Origin of the sequence: Nocardia sp. NPDC059154 (assembly GCF_042755705.1) — a bacterium.
Taxonomy (GTDB): Bacteria; Actinomycetota; Actinomycetes; order Mycobacteriales; family Mycobacteriaceae; genus Nocardia.
Genome location: NZ_JBHZCS010000134.1, coordinates 1 through 13,177, shown reverse-complemented (window position 1 = coordinate 13,177; position 13,177 = coordinate 1). Strand labels below are relative to the sequence as shown.

Below are 13,177 nucleotides of genomic sequence, written 5' to 3'. Positions count from 1 at the left end.
AGCGAGTTGGGGGAGAGGCACCCCGACCCGGACGGTCGGGGAGGGTGGGATGGCGAGCGGGCCGGTGAGCCCGCTCGCCGCAACATTTCGATGTATCTTAGAGGGCGATGTACTTGGTATCGAGATACTCCTCTATACCCTCTACGGACCCTTCGCGTCCGAAGCCAGACTCCTTGACACCCCCGAACGGCGCAGCTGCATCGGAGATGACGCCGCGGTTAACTCCGATCATTCCAGTTTTGAGGGCGCTGGCCACCCGGGTCGCGCGGTCAATATCGCGCGTGTAGAAGTACGCAGCCAGGCCGTACGGGGTGTCGTTGGCAGCCGCGATTGCGTCCTCCTCCGTATCGAATACGCAAACGGCCGCGACCGGACCGAAGATCTCCTCTTGCAGCAGTCGAGACCCGACTGCCACCTGGTCGAGGACCGTCGCTGGGTAGAATGTCCCCGGACCCTCTGGAATGCTCCCACCTGTGCGGACCCGGGCACCACGCTCGATGGCGTCCCGGACCAATGCATCGACTTGGGTGCGCTGCTTCTCGGTGACTAGAGGTCCGAGATCTGTTTGCTTGTCGAGGCCATGCCCAGTCTGCAGTGCTGCCATGCGAGAGGTGAGCCTATCGGTGAACTCTTCCGCTACCTCTCGCGCCACGTGAAAGCGGTTAGCTGCGGTGCACGCCTCACCGCCGTTGCGCATCTTTGCTGCCAGTGCACCTTCGACCGCCGCATCGATATCTGCGTCATCAAAAACAAGAAACGGAGCATTTCCGCCGAGCTCCATCGATGTACGCAGCAGCCGGTTGGCCGACTGCCGGATCAACAGCTTGCCGACACCGGTCGATCCGGTGAAGGTGAGCTTTCGCAGTTGGGGCGAGTCGATCAGCGTTTCGACCAGCGCCGGGGCGTCGCTGGTGGGCAGGATCGAAAGCACACCGGGGGGCAGCCCGGCGTCGGCAAACACCTGTCCGAGCAGAAGCGTCGTCAACGGTGTCTCTTCTGCCGGCTTGACGATTGTCGGGCACCCTGCCGCAAGCGCCGCACCGATCTTGCGGGTGGCCATCGCCAACGGGAAGTTCCATGGTGTGATCGCCAAGACCGGACCGACAGGTTCCTTGGTGACGAGAATGCGCCCGTTGCCGGAGGGTGCTGCTGCGAGCCGGCCGCTGATTCGCACGGCTTCCTCTGAAAACCACCGGAGGAACTCGGCGCCGTAATGCACCTCGCTGCGAGCGTCTGTGAAGGTCTTGCCGACCTCAAGGGTGATCACCCGAGCAAAGTTGTCGGCACGCGCTTGGACAAGTTCGAACGCTCTTCGGAGAATCTCGCCGCGCGCCCGCGGCGGTGTTGCGGCCCATTCCAGTCCGGCGGCGACTGCAAGACCAAGTGCCTGGCGACCATCTTCGGGGGTGGCGTCGCCGACCTCTGTTAGCACTTTCCCGTTTGCTGGATCGATAACAGAAAAGGTCGTTCCGCTGGAGCTGTCGACGAGTTTGCCGCCGAGCCAAAGCTGGGTCGGCACGCCGGCAGGCAAGGTGTACGTCATCTTGCCGCTCCAGCCAGTGCGGCACAGGCGACCGCGTGTGCAGCCGCGTCGCTGAGCGCTGTGAGCTCATCGGCTGACAGCTGGCCGCGGACCACCGAAGGCAGCGGCAGTCGGATGACGTTGCCACATGCCGGACGGGTGGGTTCGACTACGCCTAGTCCGAAAGCTGTGGTCGCTTCCGGGAGCGTGGAATCGGTTGTCTCGGCGAACACACGACGATGTTGCGGTAGTTGGTACGACGTCTCGGCCATGAAGCCTTCCCTTAGAGATGGGTCCGACATCCCAGAATCTCAAGTGATGTGGGATGCCAGAAGGGGGAGCACTTTGAGTATGAGAGTGGGTAGGGCTTCACATCTATTGACGGTTTGTACAGTGATCGAGGCAGGATGTGCCGCTTTGTCCATTTACCTGTGACCATGAACGCACCCGTGCCTTCCGGCGAATGCGTAACTGGCGCGTCGGCGTCGAAGCCCGCATCAGCCACCTCAAACGAGGATTCGGACTGCGACGTAGCCGGATGCGCCGCCTCACCGGGGCCCGGACCTGGATCGGGCTGGGCATCTTCGCCTACAACCTCCAGCCGATGACCGTGATCACCCGGTGAACGCACCGGCGCCCGCCGCAGGCCCGAACTCACAAACCAACCAGCGATCCGCCCTGCTCTCCCCGGACCCCTCCAACCGACTATTTCAGGGGCAAGTAGCTAGCATGAGGTCATGAGCGTCGGAATCGGCTGGTTGCTGTTGCAACCCCATTTGGGTTTGACCCTTCGTGCCGGTCCCAACACCGCTGACAATCCGATCGACTTCGTGCAACCGACTGAATTGCGGGACCCGCGGCCGTGGCTATCCGGAGGCGAGTTGGTTCTGACGACCGGCCTTGGCCTTGATTTCGATGACTTTGGGGACTATGTGCGGCGACTGGCGGAAGTCGGTGTGGCAGCGCTCGGTTTCGGAACTGGCTTGTCCTATGACCAGATCCCGAGAGAGATGCTGGCGTCCGCGGACGCGGTTGGCCTGCCGTTGCTGGAGGTGCCGTTCACGACGCCGTTCGCGGCGGTGGGCAGGGCTGTGAACGCGCGTTTGGCTGAACAGGAGTACGAAATGGTTCGGCGCGCTTCTGCTACCCAGGTGCGGATAACTCGGGCTGCGCTGAGAGGCGGCGTGGAATCGATCGTGCGGGAATTGGCAACCGCCACCCGCACCGCGGTCGCGTACATCGACGGGCGCAGCGAGAGGGTGATCAGTTACCCGCCATCGGCGGCCGAGCTTGTTGACCATTTGGCCGATCTGGGAGACCGGCGAGTCGCATCGGCGACCTTCAAGACCGCTGGGCGGACGGTCACTGTGCAGTCGGTCAGTCACGCCGGCGTCCTTATCGGGCACCTGGTTGTCGAGGCCTCCCGCTCGTTAGAGGGGGTCGAACTGGTGTTGATTGGTCACGCTCTGTCGCTCGTGACATTGGAACTGGAGAAACTGTATCGGCTTCGTAGTGAGCGAAATAACCTTGGATCAAAGGTTTTTAGCCTGTTATTAGATGGTCGGCTCCAGGCTGATGAAGCGGTGGAGTCCCTAGCCGACGCTGTCGGAGAACTTGACAGTATCCGAGTCCTGCACATAGAGACGGCGCATCCCTCCGAAAGTCTGGCGGCGCTGGATACCGCCCTCGGGTCGCGGCAACGACCCCTGTACACGCGTGCTACCAATCAGTTCTTGACCGTGATACTAAGTGGAGACGATACTGTCTCCGATGTAGGGGAATTTCTGGCAGAAGTCCCGAACGGGATTCGCGCGGGTCTTAGCGCCCCGGAGCGCCTCGGCAACGTCGGTCGCGCGTTGCATCAAGCGAAACATGCTCTCACTATGTCGAGTGATAGAGACCGTGTCGTCGAATTCGATGCCACGCATGGAACGCTACTGCTCCAGTCACCGGAAGTCCGATCCGCCCTCGCGCTGATTGCTTCATCGACTGTGGCGGTGTTAGCCGACTATGACCGCGAAAACGCCACTCACTTGGTGGGTTCCTTGCGTGCGTTCCTGGAGTCCAACGGCCACTGGGAGGCAGCAGCCGCCAGCCTGAACGTACATCGGCACACGTTGCGCGGCCGTATCGACAAGGTCGAGCAGTTACTCGGAATCGACCTCGCGGACGCCCGGATACGGGCGGAAATCCTGCTCGCCCTACTCCTGTCGTACGAGAGCATCGTTTCGTGAGTTTCGGGGGCGTGCGCTTCCATCGACTCCGGGCTTCCACTTCGTGTCGTGATGCCTGTTGAGCCATCGGGAAGCCTTTGGCATTGAGGGCCTGGCGCCTCAGCGGTTGGAAGCTCGCCAGTGATCATGTTCTTGAAGGGCCTTCAGGACGGTAGATATAGCGGCCCGCATGATGGGGCTTCGCTCCTCGCCGCTTCGGCAGCACACTGCGGTTTCTGATGACAGCGGCTTGCCCGCGATTGGACGCCATGCGACTTTCCCGAGTTGATCCGCTCTGCTTCGGGGGATGAACGCCACCGCATCACCCGAGGACAGCTCCGTCTCGACCATAAGACTGGCAGCGGACCATACACATTGCTTGATCTTGTGTGGACGGAAGCCATGTGCGATACAGGTGGAGATTATCTGGTCATACAGCCCAGGTGAGCGACTGCGGGAGAACATGAGCAGGGTGTTACCTTGCAGTTCTGCCAGTGGGATCGGATCGTCCCCCACAAGCGGGTGCTCAGGCGAGGTAGCGATGCCGAGACTTTGACGCAGTGCCGGCGACACCCACAGACCTTGGCTGTCGATGGGGAGACGAAGTACGCCAACATCGAGCAAGCCAGCCAGGAGAGACTCACGCTGATCGGATGTTGTCGCTTCGGACCAGTCCAGGCCGACATGCCATGAAGCGAACTGATCTCGGATCGCAGCCAGCACGCCCGTCGATGTGTCATTCGGAAACGCTACGGACAGTGTACGTTCCACTTCCAGTGGTAACGCCATGACCCCTTTGACGGTGTCGAACGTTCGCAGGATCTCCCTCGCCAGGGGGAGCAGCTTTCTTCCGTGCGGGGTTAGTTGAACAGATCTACTCCGCGTGAACAGCTGGACACCGAACTCCCGCTCGAGGTCCACGATGCGCTTCGACAGCGCCGGCTGACTGATGCATAGCCGATCAGCGGCGCGACCGAAGTGCAGCTCTTCCGCAACGGCTGCGAAGTAACGCAAGTGTCGAACTTCCACGCAGCTACCATAACCCTATGGAATCACCCCATGTCAACTAGGTCTTGGACGATGGGGAGACCGCACGCTAACGTTGCGCAGAGCACACTGAATGCGCCGCACAGCGGCAACCCCAGGTAAACCGCGCTGGTCCACCAGATGTCATTTACGGCTGACAGCCGCCACTACGCGCGACAACTCCTCCGGAGGCCATGCAAGTAGCGCATCTAGTTGCCCGAGCGCTACAGGAAGACCGTTAGTTGCCGACCCAACATTCCGGCCATTTACCCGAAATTCCTGCCATGCGGCCTGGGCTCGGCAAGGAAACAGGATAGGACGGGAAAATGATCGAGTTCTCCAGGAACGAAATCCACAGGGACCGGGCCACGTCGGAGTTGGTGTCCGAGTCGTTGCTTGCCCGGAAATTTCTCCAGCAAGCATGGAATGGTCTATATCTCATGACGTTGCGCGAGAAGGGTGAAAGAGCCACACTCGACCTCGAAATGATCCAGCTGCGTGACCATCAGGACGGCCACCTCATGGACGGACTGAAAAAGTTAGGCATTGACGGCGACCCGCCAGCGGTGGCTGCCGCCAAATACCACTATCTGTCAAACGGGCTGGCAGGACTGAATCTGGAATATATCGAGGAGACACCAAAAAAGGCCTGGATCCGATACCTGGGCCCGCATGGCGCGGGGTTGGGAATGCTGGCCCATTCCGGCACATTCCGCAGAAATACGTTCAGCTGGTGGCATCGCAGAAATGGAAAATTGATGGGATGCCCCACGCTCGGTTGGGTCTCCACTAAGTTCATCATGGATGGAGACCCATACGATGAGGGGTATTTCATCGAGTACGACCATGAGGTCGACTTCGACGCACCTCTGAAAATTGAGATCGTTGACCATACACCGGAATTTGACCCAAGCCGAGCTCCGCAACTTAATCCGATGGATTGGCCTATGGAGCGTCAGCTGAAAGCGCGTCGCAAATTCTATGCGAGTTATCTCTTCTCGGCTTTCCAGGCCTTGACCAAGCTCTATGGGCTTCCCACGAGCAGCCAGCTATTGGAAGCGACCATGAGATGTGTCGCAGTTCAGAACACTCGCGACCTCGCTCGGCTAGCTGGCATCGACGACTCGGGAATTCCTGCAGTGAAATCGTTGGTTACCGCTCTGCTGCGTGCGTGCGGACAACATCACGAGATTGTCCATGACGGTGCTGAAGAGTTTGCTATCCGTGTCGCACCTCTTCGGGCGTTTGAGGGCGTAACCTCGGATAGTGTGCACGCCGCGCTATTCTCATTTTACGAGACTGCGGTCCGAATCATCGACGGGCATATCAGCGCATCCCGCGTCCCCGATCCAAACGATACCTCTACGATTTGGTGCTTCGAGAATAAGGGAAAGTGGTTGTGGTGAAACGCTTGTGCTACCCCGCCTTCGGGCCGCTAAAGACGAGAACTCGTTCTACTCGGCCGTCCCGCAAAGGGCGCCGACGGGGGCGATATCTGCCCAGCTCGCTAGGCTATCGCGCGTAGTAGGCGAGTACTCACATTAACTCGTGGGTGAGGAAACGCGAAGGGGCTCCGCAGCCAACCCCCTCCTCTCCTTGGTGCGCAGCTGACAGCGGAACAACCTCAAGCTGGCTCAACTTTGGACTGGCTCCAAGCAGGGCCTCATCGGTATGGGGCGCATGACCATGTGCGGTTCATGCCGCAGTTACGGATACTTCAAAGAAAGGGTCGACATGACCACAAAAGGTAATATCTTGAGATTTCTCCAGCAGCATCTGCAGGATCAGCCGAACGGTATTGCATTCAAATTCGAACACCGGAATTACACATATACTGAAGTTGATGAGGAAACAGAGCAGCTCGCAGGCGCTTTTAGGGACATCGGGGTAAGCCAGGGCGACACGGTGTGTCTGATGTTGCCGAACTGCCCAGAGTTGATCTTCTCATGGTGGGCATTGGCCCGCCTGGGCGCGGTTGCGGTGCCGATCAATGTCGAGTACACAGAGGAGAGACTTGCGCGATTGATCAACACGGCCAAAGCCAGGGTCGTGCTCGTTGATAGCCGTTTCGAGCGAGCCCTGACGGCTGCGGTCAGCCGTGGCAGCGATGTTCACACAGTCATCCACCGGGGTCCACGCTCAGATGCCGACGCCGGGGCTCGTCGAACGGTATCTTTCGATGATTTCAAACCTGTGCTGCCTGATCCGGTGCCTGTCGCCGACGTGCAACCGCACGACCCGTTTATGCTGCTGTTCACGTCAGGCAGCACCGGCGAAGCCAAAGCGGTGGAGATCAGCCACGGATACGCCGAGCACTTTGCAACCGAAAAGGTTCGCCATTTCGGACACCGCAGCGACGATGTCTTGTTCACCTGCTATCCGCTGTTCCACGCCGAGGCCACTCTGGAAACAGTGATGCCGGCATTGATTCTGGGTGCAACTGCCGCGGTGGTCGAACGTTTCTCCGCCTCGCGCTTCTGGGACCAGATTCGGGAGCTGGAAGCGACGACGTTCTGGGCCACGGGTACGGTACAGGGAATCTTGCTCTCGAAGCCGGCCAGCCCACGTGACCGCGAGCACAATTTGCGGTTCACGTACGCGGGTGCAGTCCACGACCGGGTAAAGGAATTCGAAGACCGATTCGGCGTCCATCACATCCAGTACTACGGCTCTACCGAGTGCGGATTGGTGGCCTTCCACGTGGACGGCCCCGCTGAACCTGGAATCATGGGGCGTCCGTGCGAGCACCACGACGTGGTAATCGCCGACGAGAATGACGAGCCTGTGCCGGCGGGCACGGTCGGACAAATCCTTGTCCGTCCCCGCGTGGCCCATGGATGCATGACTGGCTACTACGGCGACGGTAATGAAACCGCCAAGGCGTGGCGCAATCTGTGGCACCACACCGGTGATCTCGCCTACGTAGACGAGACAGGCCTGCTACGTTTTGCCGGGCGTTTGAAGGATGTCATTCGGCGCCGCGGTCGTAACATTCCTCCGGTAGAGATCGAAACTGTTCTTCGAAAGCACCCAGACGTCAACGATTGCGCCGCGATCGCAGTGCCGGCTGAACTTGCGGAGGATGACATCAAGGTCGTCGTGGAGCCGCATCCTGGCTCCACCCCTGACGTCGATGCCATCATCGAGATGGCCCGCGAGAGTCTCCCTCGTCACATGCAGCCGCGCTACTTCGAACTCGTGAGTGAAATCCCCAGGACGCCGACGAAGAAGCCTGACAAGCCGGCACTCCGGCGAAATTGGCGTACTCCCGGAACCATCGACCTCGACAACACGGCTGTTGTTGGAAATTCGATGCGAACGGCAACGAACAACCCGGCCGGCGTAAGTACCACCGCTGGCATTGCTGAGGTCTAAAGGACCTGGGGGTCGATCCTCAATAGGATTGGGTTGGAGCGCGGCGCAGGGCGAGTAGTTAACGCTAACTCGGCCTGCGCCCGCGAGGCGCAATCCTTGTGCGGGACACGAATATTCAGTGACCTACACGCTGGCGCTACCTGACTATCACCCGGTGTTGATCGGCCCCCCGATATATGGCTTCAATGAGGAACCAGATGAGATCTCTTGCCCAAAATAGACTGTCCAATGATCCGAGTATCAGCGCTACGTATCCCAATATGTATCGCAACATATCTGGTGCTTCGATCGGCACCTTTATGGAGTATTACGATATCGGAGTCTATGCTCTGGTGGCGCCTACCATCGCGCTGAAGTTTTTTCCCCACGAGAATCCTGCGGCGGCAACTCTCAGTACGTTTGCTATTTTTGCTCTGGGATTCTTTGCTAGACCCCTGGGTGGACTAGTATTTGGGTACATCGGTGACCGATTCGGTCGAACCCATGCCTTGACGGCCGCTTTGCTGATGATGGCAGTCGCTACAGTCGCAATCGGATGCCTGCCTGTCTGGGACGCATTTGGCGTATTTGCGCCGATCCTGCTGCTGGTTTGTCGCGTCGTGCAGAGCATTTCTGTTGGCGGAGAGTTCACCGGAGCCGCTGCATATCTCATAGAAACAACCGACCCGCGCAAAAGAGGGGCGGTGATAGGGGTGTTGAATGCCTCTGTTGCTATCCCCTTCATCTTCTCGATCGGTATTGTTTTTGGTATATCGGCGTCCATGTCGGACACCTCTTTTGGCTCGTGGGGTTGGCGTATACCATTCTTTCTTGCTGCGCCGTTGGGGTTGGCCGGGCTTTATCTGCGCCGTCGGCTCCGCGAAAGCGACATATTCACGGAGATGAAAGAGGCTGGCGAGGCAGTCTCCAATCCGCTCAGGGAAGGTATTCGAACTCAATGGCCTAGGATTCTACTCCTGTTCTGCGCCTTTATTGTCACGGCTACCTCGTATTACATTTTCAGTGCGTATATGGTTACCTATGCCACCACTACACTGGGATATTCGCGGTCGGCCGCGCTGTCGATGAACGGCATCGCAACAGCGATCTTTGCCGGGGCGATCGTTCTCGCGGGGTGTGCAGCTGACAGGTTCGGGCGACGAAGGGTGGTACTCTTCGGTTGTATCAGTCTCGTTTGCCTGGGCATCCCCAGCTTCCTACTGCTGGCGACTGGATATTTTCTCTTGGCCGTTCTGGGGCAAGCTATCTTCGCTTGCTGCCTCGCCCCCATCTCCACGGGTGCGAATATTTTCGCGCATGAACTATTTCCTACACCAGTCCGCTATAGTAGTGTGGCCTTGGCAACGAATTTCGCCTATGCAATCTTCGGCGGCAGTGCACCATTCGTCGCGACCTGGTTGATCAATATGACCCACCTAAACATTGCTCCAGCGCTTTACACGACCGCTATCACCGCGTTCTCCACGGTCATTCTTTCGCTGTTTCTGAAGGAGACACGTGGGGTGTCCTTGAAGTAACCCGCTGTGATTTCGACTGTTGATTCCCTCAACCATCCGGTCGTGTGCTGCGCGGGTTCCAGGGCGAGTCCCGGATGTCAACCAACGGGATATGAACTGAACGTTGACAGGGCCACAAACAGTGGCGCCGGGGCAAGCAGTACTCAGCTCATCGCGTCGTCGCTCACTGGAGCGGGGACGACCCATCGGACGAAGTTCCATGGTGTAGACCCTGCATGTCGGGCTGTATGGGCTCGTCTGATCGGCGAGCTTGAGGATCTGCTCCCATTCGTTGTTCTCCCAGGCACGAGAATCGCCGGGAGCGCAGCTTGGACAGGATCGGTCACCCAGCCCATAAGCGCCGCAGCGACCTTGCGGGTGACCATCGCCGACGGAAATTTCGAAGCGTGCTTGCCAAGACCGGGCGGGCCGGTTAGTCCAGACGCAGCCCTGGACGGTGATCACGTCGCCGGTCTTCAGGCGCGGTCATCGCGATCACGTCGACGAGCACCTCGTCATCTGGCATGTGAACATTGGCGTGGACGTCGGCGTCCCGCCTCGGGCGCCTGGGTCCCCGGCGCCGACGAGGCCGCCAACGCGGCGAGTCCAGTGCCGCGGTGACGCGAATGCGTCCGTCTGCCGGTGAGTGCGGCTGCGGTCCGACCGCTGCTCCATACGGCTTCCTCCGCGAATTGTCTGGGTAGCTCGCCGCCATATTCACTTCACCGTGAACTGACCTGTGACTGCGTGCAGCGCGTCAGTAGGACCAGTGAGGCACCGTCCCACAGCTGAGCAGGTTCTTCAGTGCTCGAAGGGACTGTCTGATCTTCGGTTCTGGCGCATTTTCGGTGGTCGGGGCTGGTTGACGGGATGATGCGTCGGTGGTTGAGGTGGATGACGTTGTTGGGCTTGCCTTTTCGGGGTTGTTGCCGCTGGTGATGGAGGGTGTGATGGTCGAGGGTGAGCGGGTGGTGGTGCAGGCCAGGACGGCGTCGCTCCCGGCGGTGTGTTCGCGGTGTGGTGCCGAGTCGGTGCGGGTTCACAGCTATCACGACCGGACGGTCGGGGACCTGCCGCTGGATGGGCGGCTGGTGTTCGTGCGGGTGCGTGTCCGGCGGCTGATGTGCTCGACACCGCAGTGCTGCAAGACGTTTCGAGAGCAGGTTCCGGGAGTGCTCGAACGCTATCAGCGCCGCACTGCCCGGGTGACTGGCCAAGTGCGGGAGTTGGCCGGGCGGGCCGCGATCCGGGTGCTCGCGGCCTTGCCGATTCGCATGTCCCGCGACACCGCGGTGCGGGTGCTGCTGCGCATCCCGGCGCCGCAACGGCCGGTTCCCCGAGTATTGAGCGTGGACTTATCCCGAGCCGGTGATTATCCCGTTGTCTTGCATGGTTGACACGAGAGTTGCTGTGGTGGTGTGTGATTAGTTCTGGTCGCTGGTTCTTGGCTCGGGGTAATTCCGGGGGTCGCACTCTTTGGTTGCGGGAGCAGGGTGCTTCCGTGTCGGAGAGGAGCGACGATGGGAACGACTGGGTGGATGGCTGGCGAGGGCCCGCTGGTGGAGTTCGCTGCCGGATTCGAGCAGGAGCTGCTGGCGCGTGGGCACAAGCCCGGTGCGATTGCCAAGCATCTCGGCCTGATGGGTCAGCTGAACCGATGGATGACCAGCACAGATCTGGCGGCAGGTGATCTGCGGGCGGCGGTGTTCGAGCAGTTCCTGGCCGAGGCACGGGCCAGTGGACGACGACGGGTTCCGACGATGGCGACCGCGGCAATGTTGCTGTCGTATCTGGCCGACTGGGGTGTGATCGGTGCGGTCGAGCCGGTGGCCCCGACCGCGCGGGAGGTGTTGCTGGCCGGGTATCGGCACTATTTGCTCGATGAGCGCGGCCTGACGCCGTGCACCGTGTTGCGATACGAGCGGTTCGCTAAAAGGTTTCTGTCACAACGGTCTTCACAGTCCGGTTGCGAGGTGGGTGATGAGGGACTGACCGGTGGGGAGGTCAATGCCTTTCTGCTGGCGGCCGGGGCGCGTCTGGTCGTGGGGTCGGCGAAACGGGAGGCCGCCGATCTGCGGGCGTTGCTGCGGTTTCTGTATCTGCGCGGCAGGATCGATGCCGATCTCGGTTCGGCGATGCCGCCGGTCGCGGCGTGGCGGGGCACCAGGTTGCCCGATGGTCCCAGCGTCGCGGAGGTCGATGCGGTGCTCGCCAGCTGCGATCGGTCGACGGTGAGCGGGCGCCGCGACTACGCGGTGCTGAGTCTGCTGGCGCGGCTGGGGCTGCGCAGCGGGGAGGTCGCTGCCCTGCAGCTCGGTGATATCGATTGGCGGCGTGGAGAACTGGTAGTGCGTGGCAAGGCACGAAGCCGGGACCGACTGCCGTTGCCGACCTCGGTGGGCGCTGCGGTCGCGGAGTATCTGCGCCACGACCGGCCACGCTGCACCTGCCCGCAAGCGATCTTGACCTTGTATGCGCCGCCGCGGCCGATCCATCCCAGCACCATCCCCAAAATCGTCTACCGAGCCTGCCGCCGCGCCGGAGTGACACCGGTGGGCGGGCACCGCCTGCGGGCTGGCCACCGAAATACTGCGCCAGGGCGGGAGTTTGGTCGAGATCGCGCAGGTGCTTCGGCACACCGATCTCGGCACGACCTCCGACTACGCCAAGATCGACCGGACCGCGCTGCGCGCGGTCGTGCAGCCTTGGCCGGCGGCTCGGTCATGAGCACCGACTTCGCGGGCCACGCCGCTGACTACCTACGGTTGCGCCGCAGCCTCGGCCATGACCTGGCCGAAGCGCACCGGTTGCTTCCACGCTTCGTCTCCTACCTCGATAGAATCGGCGCAACCAGGATCACCACCGGCGTTGCGCTGGAATGGGTTCGACGTCGCGACGTCGGCCCTGCCAGCTCGATATGGCCGCGGAGGATGACCGTGGTGCGCGGGTTCGCCCGCTATATGTCGGGCATCGACCCGGCGACCGAGATCCCCCATCTGGACTGGTGATTCACCGCCAGCAGTGGAAAACACCGTTCATCTACTCCGCCAACGACATCCAGGCATTGCTGCGCGCGGTGCCGGTGGTGGTGCCCACCACGCTGCGCCGAGCCACGGTCGAGACGATGATCGGGTTGCTGGCCTGCACCGGCCTGCGGGTGAGCGAGGCCATCGCGCTGGCCCGTGACGATGTCGACTGCGTCGACGGGGTGCTGATCGTCCGCGCGTCGAAATTCACCAAGAACCGTGAGGTCTTGCTGGACCCCACCGCCACCGACGCGTTGACCGCCTACGCCGCGATCCGGGACCGACACGTGCCGATCTCGACGACAGGGAACTACTTCTGCTCCGGCAAGGGAACCCCGGTGATCTACTCCGACTTCGGGTTCCTGTTCCGGCGGCTGGTGACCGTCTCGGGCGTCGGCACCGATTCGGCCATCCACCCGCGCATCCACGACCTGCGACATTCGTTCGCGGTCCACACTCTCGTGCGTTGGTATCGCAACGGAGACGACGTCGCGGCGCTGCTGCCGCGATTGTCGACCT

General features: G+C 60.9%; 8 protein-coding genes and 2 pseudogenes. 8 read left to right on the top strand and 2 right to left on the bottom strand.

Annotated features, from left to right (window positions below; translation table 11 throughout):
• Nucleotides 1-97: 97 nt before the first annotated feature.
• Nucleotides 98-1,543, bottom strand: coding sequence for an NAD-dependent succinate-semialdehyde dehydrogenase (locus ACFXN1_RS50075; protein ID WP_379445852.1), 1,446 nt, complete (start codon nucleotides 1,541-1,543; stop codon nucleotides 98-100).
• 412 nt (nucleotides 1,544-1,955) lie between these two features.
• Between ACFXN1_RS50075 and ACFXN1_RS50070 the strand changes: the two are divergent.
• Together ACFXN1_RS50070 and ACFXN1_RS50065 are read left to right on the top strand one after the other, a co-directional pair.
• Nucleotides 1,956-2,147 (top strand): annotated as a pseudogene (locus tag ACFXN1_RS50070) (transposase); the annotation flags it as partial.
• Nucleotides 2,148-2,259: 112 nt separating this feature from the next.
• A complete protein-coding gene (locus tag ACFXN1_RS50065) occupies nucleotides 2,260-3,756 on the top strand; it encodes a PucR family transcriptional regulator (protein WP_379445853.1) in 1,497 nt (498 codons plus the stop codon).
• A 99-nt stretch (nucleotides 3,757-3,855) separates the two neighbouring features.
• Here ACFXN1_RS50065 and ACFXN1_RS50060 read toward each other — a convergent pair whose 3' ends face one another.
• Nucleotides 3,856-4,764 (bottom strand): LysR family transcriptional regulator, encoded by a 909-nt coding sequence (locus ACFXN1_RS50060; protein WP_379445854.1) that lies wholly within the window; start codon nucleotides 4,762-4,764, stop codon nucleotides 3,856-3,858.
• A gap of 323 nt (nucleotides 4,765-5,087) precedes the next feature.
• Between ACFXN1_RS50060 and ACFXN1_RS50055 the strand changes: the two genes are divergently transcribed.
• From ACFXN1_RS50055 to ACFXN1_RS50030, 6 genes and pseudogenes are all read left to right on the top strand, one after another.
• Nucleotides 5,088-6,167 carry a hypothetical protein gene (locus tag ACFXN1_RS50055; RefSeq protein ID WP_379445855.1) on the top strand — a complete coding sequence of 360 codons (1,080 nt, stop codon included), beginning with the start codon at nucleotides 5,088-5,090 and terminating at the stop codon, nucleotides 6,165-6,167.
• Nucleotides 6,168-6,495: 328 nt separating this feature from the next.
• A complete protein-coding gene (locus ACFXN1_RS50050) occupies nucleotides 6,496-8,136 on the top strand; it encodes an AMP-binding protein (protein ID WP_379445856.1) in 1,641 nt (546 codons plus the stop codon).
• Between the two features lie 197 nt (nucleotides 8,137-8,333).
• Nucleotides 8,334-9,653, top strand: coding sequence for an MFS transporter (locus ACFXN1_RS50045; protein WP_379445857.1), 1,320 nt, complete (start codon nucleotides 8,334-8,336; stop codon nucleotides 9,651-9,653).
• An 860-nt stretch (nucleotides 9,654-10,513) separates the two neighbouring features.
• Nucleotides 10,514-10,987 (top strand): annotated as a pseudogene (locus ACFXN1_RS50040) (transposase family protein); the annotation flags it as partial.
• 165 nt (nucleotides 10,988-11,152) lie between these two features.
• Nucleotides 11,153-12,640 (top strand): tyrosine-type recombinase/integrase, encoded by a 1,488-nt coding sequence (locus ACFXN1_RS50035; RefSeq protein ID WP_379445858.1) that lies wholly within the window; start codon nucleotides 11,153-11,155, stop codon nucleotides 12,638-12,640.
• Nucleotides 12,637-13,177 (top strand): tyrosine-type recombinase/integrase (locus ACFXN1_RS50030; RefSeq protein ID WP_379445859.1); only part of this gene is annotated, 541 nt, incomplete at its 3' end. The genes ACFXN1_RS50035 and ACFXN1_RS50030, both read left to right, overlap by 4 nt.